Origin of the sequence: Dinghuibacter silviterrae (genome assembly GCF_004366355.1) — a bacterium.
Classification (GTDB): Bacteria; Bacteroidota; Bacteroidia; order Chitinophagales; family Chitinophagaceae; genus Dinghuibacter; species Dinghuibacter silviterrae.
In genome coordinates this window covers 2,992,793-3,011,639 of the sequence record NZ_SODV01000001.1, presented here as the reverse complement: position 1 = coordinate 3,011,639, position 18,847 = coordinate 2,992,793, and the positions used below count along the sequence as shown (strand labels likewise).

The following is an 18,847-nucleotide window of genomic DNA, read 5'->3' as shown; positions in this document are numbered from 1 at the left end:
CTTAGTTGTTTTTGGCGGAGGCAGGTTCGTTTTTGACGCAAGCCGCGCGGTACTTGTCATACAAACGCTGCGCGGTGGCGACCGGGTTGCCTTGGGGCGTTGTCGGGAAGGCATTTTGACGGTTTACCCAGTCCCACTCCCAGGCCCGGATCTCCGGCTCGAAGGCTGCGAGGTCCGGCAATCGATGGGTGCGCAGAAATTGGAAAAAGTGTACCCAGCGTTCCCGGTAAAAATCATTAAGCAATCCGCTCCATTGGCGGTTGGCGTATTCGTGGAGCGGGCTTTCCGCCCCACCCCAAAGGGTGAGGAGGTCGCGGGCGTTGCGTTCGTACAAAGCCTTTTCCCCGGGAGTCTTCCCCCAGGCGCGGGCATCGGCCAGCCAGGGGCCCAATAGGAAGTCGCGTTGGGTACGCAAGAGCGTATCAAGGTCGCTGATGAGGTCGAGGAAACGTGCGGACTCAATGTCAAAGGTCGCCGTGTCGCCGCGGCGGTACGCATCCACCCAGCGTCTTTGCAGTGGCAGCGCATAATTGGCGAGCACCTGGCGGGTGACGTCCACGAGGTCGTACCGGAAGCCTTCGCTGGAAGCGCAGGCGGGGGCGGCTTTGATCAAAAAGTCCCAGGCGGGTAGCAGGTCCGCCGGATCGTAGTTGAGGATCGTTTGCGTCCAGACGGCCTGAGAATCGAGCGTGGGCCGTGCGGTGATGATGGATTCGGCGCCGTCGCGGATTTTCTGGCCATTGTACACGGTGTGCCGGAGCACGGTCCAGGCGGAGTCGGCCTGTGCATTGTCCACACCATAACGGTTACGCGCATACGCCGGGAGCCAGTGGTCGAGGTCGACGGCGCTGTCTCTCCAGGCGTGGGTCATCGTGAGCTCGTAGATGACGGGGTTTTGCGCGATGGCTTCCATGGTGAGGCCGATGCCGGACAGGGGGCCGGGCGCGGTAGCGGTCGCGACGCTGTCCGCCGCCGCGCGATTCGCGGCCAGCGCCTCCGCGGGCCCCGCGGCTACACCTTCGATGCGCCCGAACAAATTGACATTGCCCCCGAAGTTGTTGAGCTGGCACCAAATCCAAGGCTTCCCGTAAAACGAATGCGTCCGTTTCCAGACGGGGGATATTTCGGCGGCGAGGTCGAGGAGGATCATCCGATCGTTGGGCACGGCGCCAAGAAGCGCCCGCACGCGGGGCTCCGTCCAGTATTTTCGGTCGCTGTAGAAGAGCCAGCCTTGCATGACCCATACGGCCTCGGGATCGGCGGCACGCATGCCGGCATAGATGCGGGCGCTGAGGGAGGCGAGGGATGCGCTGTCCCCGGCGGCGGGTTCGTTCTCGTTAAACGTATCGGCTGAATAGAGGTGGTCGGTCCCGTATAAACGCTCTTGCTCCCGGAGAAAGCGCCTGGCGATGTCTGCAAAAAGGGGGTCGAGGGGATCGAGGATATAGGTATCGTCAAAACCGTTGTGCCAGTTGGTGCGGGTGAGCCGCGCGGTGGGAAACTTGCGGGCGATGGCGGCGGGTACGTGACCGGTAAAGGCGGGGAGCACGGGGATCATACCGAGTGCGCGCTCGCGGTCGAGGATCTTTTTTTCGAGGGCTTCGTGTCCGTCGATCCAGCTCGCGGGCAGGGGGCCTCCCCAGCCATCGAGGTTACCCATCCAGCCCCAGGCCAGGTAGGCGGGGCCGGCAAAAAAATGGGCGAGGTCGGTGTCGCTTAGGCCCATGGACCGGTAGACATTTCTCCAGGTGGCTTCTTCACCGGTGATGGCGAGGGGCATGTTGATGCCGTGGAGGGCCATCCAGTCGATTTCTTTTTCCCAGCGGTCCCAGCTCCACCAGGTCATGCTGTAGTTGAAGGTGCAATAATTCAAATAATACCGCCAGGGATAGGGCGTACGGCGACGCACTAAAAAAGGCACCCGCGGCAGCACGGCGGGCAGGCGCAGGTTGCTGCCGTTCCAGGTGACCTGGCAGTGGGCGTATTCCGTCAGGTAGTAATAAAGGGCGGAAGCAATGGAAACGCCGGTATTACCGCGCAGGACGATGCGGCGGCCCCGGCTTTCGATTTCGAAAACGTCGCGGCTGTCGGCGTGCCCTGAGGCGTATCCGTCGACCCGCCCGGCGGCTTGTCCGTCGGCGCGCCCGGAGGCGTGTCCGGCGGCGGCATCAGGCCCCGCGTCGAGGCGCTCCACGATAAAATCCCCCACGCGCGTGGGCAGCAATCGCCGGATCAGGCCTTGGGCGGAAGCTTCCGCAGTACCGGCGGCCCAGGCGCCGGCGCCGGAGGAAGAGCCTTGGCCAAAAGGCCCCATGGGATCCCCGGGCGGGGGAGCATCCGGGGCGGGTGTGCCCGCGGAAGCGCCCGCGACCGAGGCCGGTTGGGCCGGTGCTGCAAAAGGAACCGGCTGTCCCTGGGCCTTCATCGTATAGAAGGCCAGGGCAGCCGGTAAGAGTCTTAACCAAAGTCCCCTATTCATTAATACCCGGGGTTCTGGGTGAGATTAGGATTGAGCGTCAGAGCGGTTGTGGGAATCGGGAAGATGCGGTGGTTGACATCGGCATCGACCTTGAAGCCCCATGCGTTTTCAAATTTGCCAAAACGGATCATGTCGTTGCGGTGCCAGTTCTCCTGGGTGAACTCGCGGGTACGCTCGTTGTAGATCGAGTCGAGCGTGACGTTGGTCCAGGCGGGAGAAGTCGTCCGTTGCGCCCTGAGCGCGTTGCACAGGGACAGGGCGGTCTGCCCGTTGGTGGCCGTGCCACCCTGGAGGATGGCTTCGGCCTTCATCAGGAGGATATCGGCGTAACGGAAGACGGGCTCGTCGTTGTTTTGGTTGCGGCTGGTGGATGTCCAGTCGGGGTAGAACTTGATGTCGCGGTAACCCATGTTCCAGGCGATTTCGTCGTTCCCGCAATCAAAGAGGGCGGAGTCCTGACGAAGCGTAACGGCCTCCGACAGGTTAACCTGGTAGGTATAGCTGGCACTTGGGCTGCCCCCGGTATAGAACTGGTTGTACCCCAGGTTGGTGGTCGTGACCGTAACGGGGGTGACGCCGTCCTTGAGGTATTGAAGACCGGTGAGCCATTGCCCGTTCCGGACGTCGTTCTTATCCCAGGAGAAATACGAATCGTAAAAGCTGGGGATCGTGCTTTCCGGGGCGCTGGGGTCGAAGGGGAGGGAGAATTTTGCCTGCTCGCTCCGGGGGACGTCATAACGCGCGTGGATATTCACCGCACGGAAGGGGAACACGTTGTTGGTCAGGTTCGGATCGTAGGGGATCGCAAAGATGAACTCGTTTTCGCTACCCAGGGACGTCGGCCCGTTGGTGGGATAGAACATGACCAGGTAGTCCGACAACGGGGCCAGGGAATACAAACCCGAATTGATGACGGTATCACAGGCGGCGATACAGTCGTTCCAGCGGGCGGTACCCGTATACACCTGGGCGTTGAGGTACATCTTGGCCAGGAGGGCATACGCGGAATAGAGGTTCATCCGGCCGTAGGTGGCGGTACCCGTCGCCCGGCTCAGGTAAGGGAGACACCCCTTGATATCGTTTTCCAGGAAGCTGAACACCTGGGCCCGCGCTACGGTCGGGTGGGCATTGAAGTCCCCGTAAACCGTATCGATGGGTACGTTCCCGTAGTTGTCGATCATATAGAAGTACGCCAGCGCCCGGACCATTTTCAGCTCGGCAAGGTTTTGCTGCTTGGCGGAGTAGGTCGAGGGTTCGTCGGCATTCAGGATGGACAGCTCCTGGTTGACCACACCGATGATGGTCGCCAGCCACGTCCAGTTGGTATTGACGTAGTTGTTGTCCTTGTTCCAGCTGTGGTAGTGCATCTGCTGGTTTTGGGCTCCGTCGTACCAGTTACCGCCCCGGGCCGGGAGGATGGCCTCGTCGGTGCTGAGGGTTTGCTGGAAAAAGAATTCCACCGCGTAGTTCCCGCGCAGGGCCACGTACGCCGGACCGGAGGCCGTAATGAACTGGGCCGAGTCCGTGGGATAGACGCTGGGGGTCAGCTGCGTGGTGATGGGTACGTCGAGTTTATGACAGGACGCCAGCCCGGCCGCGAGGACCGCTATGAAGAGAAATGATTTTTGCATTTTCATGTGTTTTACTCGTTTGCGTTAGAAGGATACGTTGGCTCCGAACAGGAAGGTGCGGGTTTTGGGATAGAAGTTATTGTAGTCTATCCCGGGCGCGATACCACCCTGGTTGACCTCGGGGTCAATCCCTTTGTACTTGGTGATGACAAAGAGATTATTCCCGGTGAGGTATAACCGCAGCGACTTGATATACTGACCCGTTTTCGGGAAGTTATACCCCAGGGTCGCGTTGTCGAACCGGATATAGCCGCCGTTTTCGACAAAACGGGACGAATATTTGTAGGAGTTGACGTCCGTGGTGGATTCTCCTGCCGCATCCACGAGGATGTTGGTGTATTGGGCCGTGCTGGGACGGAAGAGGTCCGCGCGGGTGGCGTTGAAGATCTTGTTCCCGAAGGTCCCCCTCAGGGAGATGTTCAGGTCGAAGTTCCTATAGCGGAAGGTGTTGGCCCAGCCCGCAATCAACTTCGGTTGCGCGCTGCCGATATAATGATAGTCCGTGCCGATCAGGGGCGTGGTGGTCAGGGTGCCGTCGTGAGCCACGTATTGGGAAACGCCACTCGAATTCTTCCCGGCGTATTGCGGGGAGAAGAACTGACCGACGGGGTGACCGGGTTGCAACACCGCGAGCTTGCTTCCTGACTGACCGCCGCCTTCGGGGTCGCCCACCAGAATCGAGTCTACCTTGGTGAACAGCGGACTGCTCAGGCTGGTGATCTCGTTGGTGTTGTGCGCCAGGTTCAGGCTGGACGTCCAGGTGAGGTTCCTGTTGTGCACGATCTGGGCGCTCACCGCCAATTCGACCCCTTTGTTGCTCATACCGCCACCATTGGCGACGATGTTCCCGACGGGCGCCAACATGGGATCTACCGAGTAACTGAAGATCATGTTGGAGGTCTTTTTGTCATACCAGTCCAACGAACCGCTTACCCTACCCTTGAGGATGGCAAAGTCCAGGCCGATGTCCGTAGTGGCCGTCTTTTCCCATTCCAGGTTGGGGTTGGCTGTCTGGGTGGGTCCGAGCGCCGAAACGTTTGTCCCCTGGTAGTAATAGCTCCCGATGCTGCTGGAAATAAACTGGGCGGTGTAGGCGCTGAAACCGGTAGAGTTACCGGTAACCCCGTAGCTACCCCTCAGTTTCAATTCTTCGAACACGTTCTGGTCCTTCATGAAATCTTCCTTGCTGATCCTCCAGCCGGCACCGACGGCGGGGAAATACCCCCAACGGTGGTTGGTGCCGAAAACCGAGCTGCCGTCCCGGCGGATCGATCCTTGCAGCAAGTATTTTTCCTTATAGTTATAGTTCAACCGGCCGAAGTCGGAGATCAGGCGCTCTTCGTCGTATACGTTGGCCGCCCCGAAATTGACTTCGTAACCGCTGAGTGCATAAGGGTTGCTCAGGGCAAGGTTGTTGTAGCTCACGTTGTCGACGGGGAAGTTGGCCGTGGTCGCCTGGAAGCCGTCTCCGTTGACGAAGTTCTGCCAGGAATAACCAACGACGACGTTAACGCCGTGGTCACCGAAGTGACGGTCCCAGGTAAAGAAGGTCTCCAGCAGCTTGCTGTAGTTCTGGATCGCGCTGCGGGTGGCCTGGCCGTTCTGACCAAAGACCTGTTGGGAGTGACCGGCAAACCCGGGGTCCGGGTTGTCGTACATATTATTAAACGTCGAGGTGTAATAGCTGTTCAGGTATTCACCTTCGAGGATCGTCGTGTTCTGGTAGGCCAGGTTCAGGTCGTAGGTCAAACCCCAGGGCAACTTCACCTGGGTGTTGAACAACCCGGCGAGTTCATTGGTTTTGGTATTCTGCGAGCTGTTGTTCATCATCGCCACCGGGTTATAATAACCGCTGTTGGTGAGGTCTTCGAAATAGGTCCCGTCGGCATTCTTGACGGGTGATACCGGCAGGTAGGTGGCCGATTGCAACAAGACCACGTTCCTGTAAGGAATATCCTCGGCCACGCTGTTGGCGTTGGTGACCGTCAGGTTAAACCGGAGGTGATCGTTTAGCGCGCGGTGCTCGATGGCGATGCGGGCGATGGTCCGCTGGAGGGAGCTGTTGCGGAGGATACCATCTTTGTCTGCATAGTTCAGGCTGGCGATGTACGTGCTGTGCTCGTTACCGCCGCTGAGGGAGATGTAGTGGTTCTGGGAATACGCGGCAGGTTTTTCGATGGCTTTCTGCCAGTTGGTATTGGCGCCCTGGTCATCCCTGGGGGCGAAGGCCAGGCCGTTCTTGCTGAGGAAGCTCCGCAACTGACCTGCGTCCATCATTTTCAGGCTGCTGGACACTTTTTCGACGCCGACGTATCCGCCGTAATCCACGTGCATGTCCCCGTTCCTACCTTTTTTGGTGGTGACCATGATCACCCCGTTGGAAGCGCGGTTTCCGTAAATGGCCGTGGCAGCTGCGTCTTTGAGGATGTCGATGGAGGCGATGTCGGCGGGTGCGATCAGGGAGATGTCCACGCCCGGTATCCCGTCGACGACATAAAAGGGTACCTGCGAACTGTTGATGGTGGAGGCACCCCGCAACACGACCGCGGCTTTCTGGTTCGGGTCGCCGTTGGCAGTAATGTTCAGACCGGGGACCTTGCCCTGAAGCAACTGGCCGACATCGGTGATGGCGCCCTTGTTCATGTCTTCGGGTTTCACGGTGCTGACGGCGCTGGTCAGCGCCTTGCGGTTTTGCTTGCCATACCCCACGACGACGAGGTCACCGAGGTTCTTTTTCGTTTCCACGAGGGAAATCTTAAAGCTGGCGTCGGCACCCACGCGGAATTCCTTGGCGTCATACCCCACGGAGGAGAAGACCAGGACTTCTCCGCGGTTGACGGAGATGGAAAAGGCACCGTCTGCATCGGTGGTGACCCCTTTCTTCGTTCCTTTAATCGTGACACTGACGCCGGCGAGCGGGGTACCGTCTTCGGCGGTCACCCTACCCTTGACCTCCTGGGGAGGCAGGGCCACCGGGGACAGGACGATCGTCTTGCCCACAAAGGCGTATGTAAGGGGTTGATTTTCAAAGCACTTTTTGAGTGCATCCTCCAGGCTGACGTTCCGCAGGTCGAGCGTGACCTTATCGGTCCGGTCGAGCAGTTCGTTGTTGTACCAGAAGGAATAGCCGCTTTGACGCTCTAACGCCCGGATCGCCTTTTCCATGGTGGCGTTCTTGAGCGTGAGCGAGACCTGTTGACTGTATCCATGGGCGGATACGTGCACGGCCCCGGCTAGTAAAAACAAAGCAGTCCACTTCATAACCAAAGCAATTTTCATACTTTTAGTTTGGTTTTGGGTTAAGAATAAATAATGATGCGTTCTTTATCTCCAAAGCTTCCCCGGGAGCGGCTCCAACGTTCCCGGTTCTTTTTTGTTTCGGCGGCGGCCTAAAAGGACAATTTAGTCCGCCGCCGAAACAATATCTTATGATGGCCCTTCGGGCGGGGCGCCTGTGGCGCCCCCTTATGCTGTTACCACGATCTTGCGCCCTTCGATCCGGAAATGAATCTGGCTGAGGGCGAAAATGTGGAGCACTCCGGACAGGTCGGTATCTCTCGACACCCTTCCTGTAAAGTGCTCCTGGGGCACCTTTCCTTCATACACTATATCCACGTCGTACCACCGTGCCACCTGGCGGAGGATAGTGGGAATGTCCGCGTCGTTGAATTGCAGATTCCCGTTTTTCCACGCCACCGTCTCTTCCTCGTCTACACCCGGGATGACCTTAAGGCCGCCGTCCGTGTGGCTGACGACGGCCTGTTCACGCGGCTGCAAAACCCTGCCTTTCACCCGGATGGACCCGTTGAGCAGGGTCGCCCGGGAAACCGATTCGTCCGAATATGTGTTGATGTTGAAATCCGTTCCCAGGACGTCTACGTCCAAACCCGGCGTCTTTACGGTGAAAGGCCGTTTCGGGTCTTTGGTCACTTCGAAATAGGCTTCGCCGGTCACCTCCACCTCGCGGGTGGCGCCCACGAAAGCCGTGGGAAAACGAAGGCTGGACGCGGCGTTGAGCCATACCCTCGACCCGTCGGGCAGGGTGACTTCGTATTGCCCGCCACGGGGGGTGCTGACCATATTGAAGACGGGGGCGGCGGGTAAGGAAGACGGGTGATAGGCCAGACTGCCGTCTCCCGTCTTCACCACGTTCACCCCGCCTTGGTTGACCACGGAACCTCTATGTTCATTGTCCAGGACGACCTGCTCGCCATTGGACAGGGTAAGGATCGCCTTGTTCCCGCCCGGCTGTATGACAGGGGCCGGGGCCGGGTGGTGCGCCGGAACGGCCGCCAGGACCGGTTTTTCCGGCGCACGGTGGGACCACACGGAAGCGGTGACGATCACAAGCGCCAGTGCGGCGGCGATGCCCGTAACCACCGCCCACAAAGGGCGGGTTCGCGGCAGGAAGGCTTCCGGAAGCCCTTGGGGTGCCGGCGCCGCGCCAGCGTCATCCTCCCCCGGATATAAATTGTATAGTCGTTGCTGAAATTCGGGATCAACGGGTCCGGAGTCGGGTAAGGCCCGGATGGCTTCGTAATAGGCGTCGAAGAAAAGGTGCAACTCCTGGCGAGGGGCCTCGCGCAGGTAGGCCTGCAGCACATCCAGCTCTTCCGTGGTATAGTTCCCGGAAGCGAGTTGGGTAACAAATTCCAGTGCCTGGGCTTGCGTCATGTACGGGGCGTTTGTCTATAAGACAGGCGGCACGTACAAAAGAGGAAGTAAAAATAAAAATAAATGTCAGCGAGACAGGAATGCCCACAACACAAGGGCTGGCCAGTGCGCATGGGTCCTTAGGTAGGTCTTTACAAATGCGGTGGCTGTATACAGCCTCTTCTTAACGGTCTCTTTTGGCAACCGCAAACCGGAGGAGATCTCGTCCAGCGAAAGCCCCTCTTGGGTGCTGAGCAGGAACACCTCCCGCAACTTGGGGGAAAGGGCGGCAATGCCCCTGTGGGCGGTGTTTTGGTATTCGTTGTATTGGAGGGAAGTTTCCGTTTCGGCCTGGGCGGCTTCTTTCGCCCGCGCATACTGCGCCCGGGTGTTCCGGTCGAGGCGTTGTTTTTCGAGGATGTTGATCAGCTTGTTCTTCGCCATGCGGAAGACATAGCGGTCGAAAGCGCGGATCGAGGCGAGGGTCTCCCTTTTTTCCCATATTTTCAGGAAGACCTCCTGGATCACTTCTTCCGTATCCTGCATGGACTGGCCTGAAAAGGGGAAAATATAACGCGTCAGACCCGGCAGATAGTGGTAAAACAGCCGGGTGTACGCATCCCAGTCCCCTTCGGAGACCTTGCGCAGCAGTATTGGTTCTTCTGTTTCCCAGCAGCTATCCATAATATGACAAGCAATCGATGACTAAAACGACAAATGGGTCGGCAGGTACTTGGCCACGAGGTCCTCGTAATAGGGCCTCAGGGCGGTCCAGTCAGGAGGAACCGGGTTCTTCGAATAAAGGTCGTAAGGGTTGAAGAGGTTTACCCACCGGAACATATCCCGGTCGTGGTCGTTCATGAGGTGGTCGTACGCGCCTTCCCGGTGCTGCGCATAAAACGAATGGTACCGCAGCATATACAACGCGGGCTCGGGAAGCTGGTCCTTTACCATCTGGTATATATATTCGTCGTGTCCCCAGGACAGGTGCACCTGGTCCAGGCCAACCCCTTGCGAATATACTCCGAAACGGGTATTATACCTAGGATCGGTGGCATCCGGGTTGAGGGCGAAGAATTCGGGGAAAACGATTTTATCGGAATAAGCACAACCTACCGGGAACGTATCCCCTACGACGGCCCACTGGGGTTCGCCAAAAAGACAAAGGACCTTGCCCATGTCGTGCAAAAGCCCGGCCAGCACCATCCAATCGGGATGACCGTCTTTGCGGATCGCCTCGGACGTCTGGAGCAGGTGTTGGAACTGATCCAGGTCGGTGTCCGGATCGGAATCATCTACCAGTTGATTGAGGAACTGGAAGGCGTCCCACACCGGCATCTTTTTCTTATCGAAGCTGAGGAATTCCTTTTTCTTTGCCAGCACAAAATCGTAGGTCTGATGCTGGTGGTTGAGCCGGTAAAATTCCCTGACGGAATCTTTTACAGTATGGTCATAGTCGCGGTAGGCTTCCGTGTCTTTGCTGGTCGCAATGGAGGTGGGATCCGGATAACGTTCGAGGAGATCTTCTTCCCACTCGTCGAGACTTTTCAATGGCGTCATCGTATTCATGCGTCTAAATTGGCAATTTTAGCTCCCATTTTATCACATTCACTTAACTTTATTTACGAAACCGGTTTCGATGCGAACGATTACCCTTAAAATGCTGGCGGCGGAATTAAGGCTCTCCCCCGGCACAGTTTCCAAGGCGCTCAAAGGAAGCCACGAGATCAGCGAGGCCACCAGGGAAAAGGTGATGGACATGGCACGCCGCCTGGACTACGTCCCCAATCCCTATGCCAGCTCCTTAAGAAGACGCACCAGTAAGACGATCGGAGTTGTCCTGCCCGCCATGGCGGATAGCTTTTTCTCTATGACGATTGAAGGGATCGAAGCCGTTGCCGGTGATAAGGGGTACCACGTACTGATCTATTTGTCCCACGAAAGCTATTATAAGGAAGCGGCCATCGTCAAAGACTTTCAAAGCGGCCGTGTAGACGGGGTGCTCATTTCCCTGTCGGGTGAAACCTGGAACACGGATCACCTCCATACATTAACCGACAAAAATATTCCGGTGGTTTACTTCGATCGGGTCTGCGAAGAAAATGACGTGGCCCGGATTGCGACCGACGACATGGAAGCCGGTTTCGCCGCGGCCAGCCACCTGCTCGAAGCGGGTTGTAAACGTTTGCTTTTCCTTTCCCCTTCGGATAACCTCGCCATCATCAAACGCCGGCTGGCCGGTTGCCGGAAGGCCGCTCCCGGCATAGCATCCCTGTTGTGTATCGGTGACCTCCACCAGCAGCACCTCCGGATCCGCGAAGCCCTGGCCATGCCCGACCGCCCCGATGGCATCATCGCGTCCGTGGAAAGCCTCGGATATGCGACGTACCAGGCGTGCACCTCCCTGGGGCTGGAGATCCCTTCCGATGTCAAGGTCGTCGCCTTCTCCAATATGCCCACGGCATCCCTACTCCATCCCTCGCTCACCACTGTCGAGCAGCCCGCCTTCGAGATCGGGAAGACAGCGGCTACGGTGCTTTTTAAAGGCATCGAAAAGGGGTATAACCATCTTTCGGAGGAGAGCCGGATGATACCGTCGGTGCTCGTCCCGAGAGGATCTACCGCGAAAGCCTAGGGCTTGCGGCGCGCGGCGCGCTATTGCGCCAGCCTGAGCTCGTACGCATTCGGCCAGTGTTTGCCGGTTACCACGAACGTTTTTTTCGCCGCGTTGTAGGCGATCCCGTTGAGGACGTCGTCCCTCGGGTCCTGGAGTTCGGGGGTTTGCCCGGCCTGGGCAAAAAGATCCCCGAGGTCGATGCGCCCGGTTACCTTGCCCGTGGCCGGATCGATGCAGTAAATGTCATTTGTATGCCAACGGTTGGCGTATACCCGCCCGTCCACATATTCCAGTTCGTTGAGCTGGTCCACCGGTCCGTGTTCGTCGGTGACCTCTACCCTGCCCGTTTCTTTAAAGGTGGCGGGATCGATAAAATACAGGTTGCTGCTGCCGTCATCGGCAATCAGGCGTTTGCCGTCGTTCGTCATCCCCCAACCGTCGTGCGGCCAGGTCATCGGTTTGAGCGGGGCCAGGTCCGGGTAGTGATACACAAAGACGTCGTGCTCCTTGTAGGTCAGTTGGTACAGCTTGTCCCCCAGCACGGTGAGGCCCTCGCCAAAGTTGGCGTCCGGTAATTTTTTGCGCTGGAGCAGTTTTCCGTCCGACAAGCGGTAGGTCGACAAGGAGGACTTCCCGAAATTCCCCTCGCTTTCATACAGGATCGAATCGTGTATCTCCAAACCTTCGGTAAAGGATTGCGCGTCGTGGGGGAGGACGTTGATCACCTGATAAGTAATGGACGCCACGGCGGGCGCAGCGGGCGGCGGGGGTGCGTCGGCGTCTTTGGCGTGGCCGCAGGCGGTGAGTGTGAGTGGGAAAAGGAGCCACAGGCGGCGAGCCGGCAGCGTGAGGCGAGGCATCTTCGTGAGCAGGATCAGCAGGTGACGAGGTGCAATCGTTTGAATTACCCTTGGGTGACGGGGCATCTTTTTGAATAAAGATAGGGGTTAGGGGCGTGGTCATTTGCTAAATAATCCGTAAAATGCGCCGTTAATTATTCACGTTCCGTGAAGTACATCCTGCTAACTATGGCCCTGGGGCTCTGTGTCTTGTCTTGCAACCATGCGCCGGACACCGTTGTCGCAGGAGCGCAGAAAAACTACGATGCTTCCAGGCCCCCCCTGGTCATGGGTCAGTTTGCGCATATCCAACATGTCTATTGCGGTCGAAGCAACAGCGGCAACTACCGGCTCTTTGTCCGCGTCCTCGATTCCACGGGGAATCCGCTCGCCCAGTTCACCGTAAAATCCCTGAAACGCCCCTACCACATCCTGGCCAACGTGGGTTATTTCACCACTGACCAGACCGGGTTCACAAAGGTCACCTACCAGGGCTGCGACAGCCTGGAGCTGGCCAACCTGAGTGTGTTGAATGGGTATGCGTGCCGCATCGCCACCGGGAACCTACCGGATACGATCGTGCTCAGGCTGACGCTGACGCAGGAGGAGTTTATACCGACGACGATGTGAGGGCGACGCATGCGCAGACGCAGGCTGCGCCGCCGCGACAACCGCGCTATTGCGCGCCTACGCCAGGCTCCGCGCGATCCCCAGTTCCAACCCACGCAGCTCCGCAAGCCCGCGAAGCCTTCCGATGGCGCTATACCCCGGGTACGTCTTTTTGTCGAGGTCATCGAGCATCTGGTGCCCGTGATCCGGACGCATCGGTATGGAGACGCCCCTTCTTTTTTGCAGCTCGACGATTTCCCTGACGACGGCGTACATGTCGACGTCTCCATCCAGGTGGTCGGCTTCGAAGAAATTACCGTGCTCGTCGCGCCGGGTGCTGCGAAGGTGCAGGAAGTGGATCGAGTCGCCCAGCCGGCGGACCATGCCCGGCAGGTCGTTGTCGGCGCGGACGCCGTATGATCCGGTGCAAAAACAAAGCCCGTTGGCGGGCGACGGTGCCGCTTCGAGGAGTTCGCGGGCGTCGGTCTCGGTACTCACGATCCGCGGCAGCCCCAGGATCGGAAAGGGAGGATCATCGGGGTGGATGGCCATTTTCAATCCGACCTCTTCGGCCACGGGAACGACCATTTTCAGGAAGTGGAAAAGGTGGGCCTTGAGCCTGGCGGCATCGATGCCCTCGTATGTCTTTAGCGCGGTCAGGATCTGTTCTTCCGTAAAGCGTTCCTCGCTCCCCGGCAGCCCCAGGAGGGTGTTGCGGTAAAGCGTTTCTTTTTCCTCCGTCGTCATCCTCTTGAACCGCACCTCGGCCTGCCGGATTTCTTCGGCGCTGTATTCCTTGTCCGCCCCGGGTCTTTTCAAAAGGTATAGGTCAAAGGCAATAAAGGCCGCCTTTTCAAACCGCAGGGCCTTGCTACCGTCGGGCATGGTGTAAAAGATCTCGGTACGCATCCAGTCCAGGATGGGCATGAAGTTATACGTGACCACCTTGAGCCCGCAGGCCGCGATGTTGCGGAGGCTTTCCTTATAATTCTCGATATATAAACGGTAGAGGCCGCTTTGCTTTTTGATGTCCTCGTGGACGGGCAGGCTTTCGATGACCGTCCAGGTAAGACCTGCGGCCTCTACCATTTCCTTGCGTTTGCGGATTTCGTCGATGCTCCACACCTCCCCCACGGGAATGTGGTGGAGGGCCGTGACGACGCCAGTGCAGCCTGCCTGGCGGATATCGGAAAGGCTGACGGGATCATTGGGCCCATACCAGCGCATCGTTTGCTCCATGAACATCTTTCACATCTTTGGCCGCAAATATATACTATTGGACGTGAATCGTGCGCGACACGGGGTCGGGTGCGCCCAAAGCCTTGCTGCGCGCGGACGGCAGCGATCCGCCGACGCTCACTGTGAGGTCGTCCGACGGTTGAACGAGCTTGCCGTCGGCATCGACCAGGGAGAGCTGTTCCTTTGTCAGCCGGAAATGCACTCTCTGGTGCTCGCCCGGTGCGAGGTGGATGCGGTGGAACCCTTTGAGCGCGAAGAGCGGTTCGATCAGGCCCGAGCCTTTGTGGGTCAGGTAGAGTTGCACGACTTCGTCGCTGGCCATGTGGCCCGTGTTGCTAACGGTGACGGATACCTCCAATGGAGCGCCTTTGGCAAGCGTCCCTGGAACCGACAAATCGCTATACGCAAACGTCGTATAACTCAACCCAAACCCAAACGGGTACAACGGCTCCGCGTCCATATAGCGGTAGGTACGCCCCTTCATCGAATAGTCGGTATAGTCGGGCAACTGATCGAGCGACTTCGGGAAGGTGACCGGCAGCTTCCCGGAAGGCGAGACGCGTCCGAAAAGCACGTTGGCCACGGCGTTCCCGCCTTCTTCCCCGGGATACCAGACGAGCAGGACGGCGTCGGCGATGTCCTGGACCTCGGCGAGGTTCATGGGGCTGCCGCCGGTGATGACGGCGACGACGGGGTGTTTGTTGCCTTCTTTGAGCTTGCGGAGAAAGTCGACCTGGTTTTTGGGGATGTTGTAGTCGAGGCGGTCACCGGCGGAGGGGGACGCGATGGACTCGCCTTCCTCTCCTTCGAGGAGACCCGATATACCGAGGACGGCGATGGTTACATCGGCGGCGTGGGCGTCGCCGGTGGTCCAGTCGATGGGGTTGATGTTGTCGCGGTCGAGCAGGACGCCTTGTTTGTACTGTAGCTGGCTGCCGGGACGGATGTGTGACGCGAGGCCTTCGAGGATGGTGACGAGGTCGCCGTTGACGCCGAAATAGTTGCCCATCAGGACATCGGTCGCGGCGGCGTTGGGGCCGGTTACAAAGTATTTGCCGAGGTCGTCCTTCAAAGGAAGCACGCCGTTGTTTTTGAGGAGGACCAGCGATTTTTCGGCCATGGTCCGGGCCAACAAGCGGTGTTCCGCGCTGTTGATCGTGGACAGCGGGATGCGGTCATAGGGACTGCCGCCCGGGTCGAAAAGACCGAGCTTGAAGCGCGTGGTGAGGAGGATGGACAGGGAGCTGTCGAGTTCACCTTCCGTCACCAGGCCGTCCTTGACCGCCTGGACAAGGGAGAGATAGGTATCCCCGCAATTGAGGTTGACGCCACGTTTCAGGGCGAGCGCCGCCGCGTGTTCGCGGTCGGGTTCGAGTTTGTGTCCCTTGTAGATGTCTTTCAGGGCGTCGCAGTCGGTGACGATGTGCCCCTTGAAACCCCACTGGTCGCGGAGGACGTCCTGGAGCAAGTAGGTGTTGCCGCAACAGGCTTCGTCGTTGGTGCGGTTGTAGGCGCACATCACGGCTTCCACGTGCGCGTCCTTGACGAGGGCCTGGAACGCGGGGAGGTAGGTGTCCCAGAGGTCGTGGGGCGTGGCCTGGGCGTTGAAGACGTGCCGGAGCCTTTCCGGTCCGCTGTGTACCGCATAGTGTTTGGCACAGGCGGCGACCTTGAGGTGCAGGGGATCGTCACCCTGCAACCCGCGCACGAGGGCGACGCCCATGCGTGCGGTCAGGACGGGATCCTCTCCATAAGTTTCCTGTCCCCTACCCCAGCGGGGGTCGCGGAAAATATTGATGTTGGGCGTCCAAAACGAGAGGCCCCCGAAGCGTTCGCGATAGCCTTTCCCGACAGCGGCGTTGTACATCGCGCGGGCTTCGTCGGAAATCGCCGAGCCGACCTTGTGGAGAAGGCTGTCGTCAAAGGTGGCGGCCATGCCGATGGGCTCCGGGAAAATCGTGGCCGTACCGCTCCGCGCCACGCCATGCAGGGCCTCGCTCCACCAGTCATACGCCGGTATGTGCAACCGGGGCACCGGGGCGGAGGTATTGACCATTTCGGCCACTTTTTCCTCCAGGGTCATACGGTGGATGAGGTCATTCACCCGCACGGGTATGGGTAGCGCGGGGTTTTGATAGGGGGCTTGCGCCCGGGTCCTGCCTACACAAAGGGCAAGCGCGGCATATATACATATTTGCTTCATAGCGTTGTTTGCAACCGGTATGTTTTTTTGAGCGCCGATAATCGCGCCGATTGTTCATGCCTTATTTTTCCTTCCATAATCTCACGCTCCAACCGCATCCGCACCTCCGGCAAAGTCATCATCCTCGACCCGGACGCTGAGGTCTTGATGGCCAGGATGCACCCGCTCCCGAAGGGCAATGGGCGCGAGACCTCGGCCTCTGAAGCCGTCGCCGGAAACTCCCGCAACCGGTAGAGACCTAAGATAACGTTCTTCCGGTAGTTCTCCCGGTCCAGGAGAAAGGTATCTTCCCGGGTGATGCCAAGCGCAAAAGCGCGGGAAAAAGCATAACGATCAAAGACCAGCTCGTCCAGCAGGGACGGCAAAAATCCGCCGGGCGGGCGGACCGGGCCGGCCGAGCCGACCAGGCCAACCGGCCGGAGCGGAAGGTCCTCGTAAAAACGCCACAAGTCGTCGACCCGGACGCAGACCAAACTGTCCTGGAACATGTAGGTCATTAGGACCCTGGACGACAGGCCCCCGAAGGAACCCGTCGCCCAATGATCCATAACCGTATCCAGGAACGCCGTGTCGATGCGGGCGCCGGCAACCCGGTGCACCCAGGTTAAATAACCGGGAAGCCGTTTCGCCGGCAATCCATGCGGTTCCCCGATGACGAGGTGTTCCATGGCCCGTACCGCCCGGGACGCCGCCGCCAAAGGCGGTGCAGCTGGCGCTGTTGGCGCCTTGTGCACTGCACTGGGCGTTGACCCCGTGGCCCGCCAGGAGCAGCAGGCCGACGATGATGATTGTTTTCATATAGCTCAACTCAAGTTTAATACCCGGGATTCTGCGGAAAAGCAGGCCCTTGTGTGATCGCATCGATCTCCGTCTGCGGGATCGGCCGTAGTTGATGGAAGGGCTGGATAAACGAGCCCGCTTCTACGGGGTTCCACATTTTTACCCTTTCCAGCAGGGATTGCGTCCGGGCAAGGTCGAACCACCGCAGGCCCTCGGCGTAGAACTCGCGGGTGCGTTCGTCCAGGATAAAGTCAAGCGTCACCTGGCCCGGCAGGATGTCCGCCGCGGTGGCGTTGGCGGCATTCTGGGTGGCGGATAGCCAGCTCCGGTAGGCGGCCCTTTCGCGGATGACGTTGATGTATTTGGCGGCATTCACATTATCCCCGGATTTGAAATACGCCTCGGCGGCCAGCAGGTAGACGTCGGAAAAACGATACAGGACAAACGGCCGGGTCGACGGGTCGTTAAAGTCGGCAGCAGGACGGCTGGGGTCCATGAATTTCTTGACGACGAAGAAGTAGTTTTTATTTTGAAGACTGGGCGGGATGATGATGCCTTTAAAGGGGCGGCCGCTGTCTGCCTGGGGCGCGCCGGTGACCTCGTACGGAGGAACCCAGATGGCCGTATCCACCCCGACCTGGAGGGTACCCCTGGACGTGGTGACGTTTGCGGTGTTGGAGATCCACACCGTCTGGAAGGTTTTGTAAAAACGGGTATCGTACGTCGTGTCTGCAAAGGCCTGGCCCAGGATATAGGGGTTGTTGGGCCGCGTGCGGATGTAGGGACGGCCGTTGTAGATATCGCGGGTCATCATGGTGGGACCGGCGGTTTTCAGGGCGCCGCTGACGATGGCAGCATTTCCCCCGAGGGTGGGATAGTTGAAAATAAAAAACCAGGGCTCCAGGTTTTGGGCAACGCCCCCGGAGGCGGAGCCCCCCACGGTGTACTGACCGTATTTGGGGTCGTTGTCGTGGTCGCTGACAAAAAGGGTTTCTTTACCATAGTCGTTGGCGGGTTTAAAGGCGTCGCCGTAGTCCTGCCAAAGCCCCAGGCCGTAGGTGGAGGCGTTATTGATGAGGTTGGTCAGGATGGTGGCCGCGGTGGAAAAGTCGGAGGGAGACCCGGCGCTGGTATATCCGCGGCTGAGGTAGGCTTTGCCGAGTAAGTACAGCGCCACGGGCTGGGTCGCGGGTTTGCCGAGGAAAGAGCCGGATGGCGTGGGGGACAGCTCGGTGGAAGCATCGGTGAGGTCCTGGATGATCTGTGCGTAGACGCTGTCGATGGGCTGGCGCGAATCCGACAAGGTGGGTGACGAGATGTACGTTATGTGCAGGGGCACGGCGCCCCAGTTCTGGACAAGGTGGAGGTAATAAAACGCCCTGAGGAATTTGCATTGCCCGTCATAGAGCTTCCTGGTGCCGGTATCCATCGTCACGTTTTTGGCGTACTGGATGATGCCGTTGATCGTATTGATGTCCTGGTAAGCAATGTTCCAAAGCCCCCCGTTCTCGTCGGTGCTGAGGAGGGGGTTGTAGGTATAGAAGTCGGTACCGGAGGCGCTGGCGCCTTCCAGGACTTCGTCCGTACCGGCGAGGAGCTGTGCCTCCCAGCCTTCCGTTCCCCAAAGGGAGCGGATGTCGTTGTAACAGCCCGATATACCACCGAGCAAACCGGACGGGGTGTTGAAGATGGTGGGATACACCCCGGACTTGGGGTTTTCTTCCAGGAGTTTATGACAGCCGGAAAGGCCGACCATGAGCATGAAGCCGCTAAATAATATCTGAAGTTTCATACGTA

13 protein-coding genes are annotated in these 18,847 nt (G+C 58.8%); 2 read left to right on the top strand and 11 right to left on the bottom strand.

Features of this window, described 5'->3' with window-relative positions; translation table 11 throughout:
• Position 1: 1 nt before the first annotated feature.
• The 6 genes from EDB95_RS13060 to EDB95_RS13035 form a co-directional block, all read right to left on the bottom strand.
• Positions 2 to 2,479, bottom strand: a complete 2,478-nt coding sequence (locus tag EDB95_RS13060; protein ID WP_211352099.1) for an alpha-N-acetylglucosaminidase — start codon at positions 2,477 to 2,479, stop codon at positions 2 to 4.
• A complete protein-coding gene (locus EDB95_RS13055; protein WP_246073621.1) occupies positions 2,479 to 4,110 on the bottom strand; it encodes a RagB/SusD family nutrient uptake outer membrane protein in 1,632 nt (543 codons plus the stop codon). Before EDB95_RS13055 ends, EDB95_RS13060 begins: the two co-directional genes overlap by 1 nt.
• Positions 4,111 to 4,134: 24 nt before the next feature.
• Positions 4,135 to 7,371, bottom strand: a complete 3,237-nt coding sequence (locus tag EDB95_RS13050) for a TonB-dependent receptor (RefSeq protein ID WP_133994246.1) — start codon at positions 7,369 to 7,371, stop codon at positions 4,135 to 4,137.
• Between the two features lie 204 nt (positions 7,372 to 7,575).
• Positions 7,576 to 8,784: a FecR family protein gene (locus EDB95_RS13045; protein ID WP_133994245.1), complete on the bottom strand. Its 1,209-nt coding sequence runs from the start codon at positions 8,782 to 8,784 to the stop codon at positions 7,576 to 7,578.
• Positions 8,785 to 8,850: 66 nt separating this feature from the next.
• Positions 8,851 to 9,447, bottom strand: a complete 597-nt coding sequence (locus tag EDB95_RS13040; protein WP_133994244.1) for an RNA polymerase sigma factor — start codon at positions 9,445 to 9,447, stop codon at positions 8,851 to 8,853.
• Between the two features lie 21 nt (positions 9,448 to 9,468).
• Positions 9,469 to 10,332, bottom strand: a complete 864-nt coding sequence (locus tag EDB95_RS13035) for an inositol oxygenase family protein (protein ID WP_133994243.1) — start codon at positions 10,330 to 10,332, stop codon at positions 9,469 to 9,471.
• A 70-nt stretch (positions 10,333 to 10,402) separates the two neighbouring features.
• Between EDB95_RS13035 and EDB95_RS13030 the strand changes: the two genes are divergently transcribed.
• Positions 10,403 to 11,398, top strand: coding sequence for a LacI family DNA-binding transcriptional regulator (locus tag EDB95_RS13030; protein ID WP_133994242.1), 996 nt, complete (start codon positions 10,403 to 10,405; stop codon positions 11,396 to 11,398).
• Between the two features lie 20 nt (positions 11,399 to 11,418).
• Here EDB95_RS13030 and EDB95_RS13025 read toward each other — a convergent pair whose 3' ends face one another.
• The gene (locus tag EDB95_RS13025) at positions 11,419 to 12,306 is read right to left on the bottom strand and encodes a glutaminyl-peptide cyclotransferase (protein WP_133994241.1); all 888 of its coding nucleotides are present in this window, start codon (positions 12,304 to 12,306) and stop codon (positions 11,419 to 11,421) included.
• Between the two features lie 81 nt (positions 12,307 to 12,387).
• Here EDB95_RS13025 and EDB95_RS13020 point away from each other — a divergent pair, with 81 nt between their 5' ends.
• Positions 12,388 to 12,849 (top strand): hypothetical protein, encoded by a 462-nt coding sequence (locus EDB95_RS13020; protein ID WP_133994240.1) that lies wholly within the window; start codon positions 12,388 to 12,390, stop codon positions 12,847 to 12,849.
• Between the two features lie 57 nt (positions 12,850 to 12,906).
• Here EDB95_RS13020 and uxuA read toward each other — a convergent pair whose 3' ends face one another.
• The 4 genes from uxuA to EDB95_RS13000 form a co-directional block, all read right to left on the bottom strand.
• Positions 12,907 to 14,073 (bottom strand): mannonate dehydratase, encoded by a 1,167-nt coding sequence (gene uxuA, locus EDB95_RS13015; RefSeq protein WP_133994239.1) that lies wholly within the window; start codon positions 14,071 to 14,073, stop codon positions 12,907 to 12,909.
• A gap of 28 nt (positions 14,074 to 14,101) precedes the next feature.
• Complete coding sequence (locus tag EDB95_RS13010) at positions 14,102 to 16,270, bottom strand: glycoside hydrolase family 3 C-terminal domain-containing protein (RefSeq protein ID WP_133994238.1); 2,169 nt, start codon at positions 16,268 to 16,270, stop codon at positions 14,102 to 14,104.
• Complete coding sequence (locus EDB95_RS13005; protein ID WP_133994237.1) at positions 16,267 to 17,004, bottom strand: hypothetical protein; 738 nt, start codon at positions 17,002 to 17,004, stop codon at positions 16,267 to 16,269. The genes EDB95_RS13010 and EDB95_RS13005 overlap by 4 nt, the downstream gene beginning before the upstream one ends.
• Before the next feature lie 80 nt (positions 17,005 to 17,084).
• Positions 17,085 to 18,842: a RagB/SusD family nutrient uptake outer membrane protein gene (locus EDB95_RS13000; protein ID WP_133994236.1), complete on the bottom strand. Its 1,758-nt coding sequence runs from the start codon at positions 18,840 to 18,842 to the stop codon at positions 17,085 to 17,087.
• Positions 18,843 to 18,847: the final 5 nt, after the last annotated feature.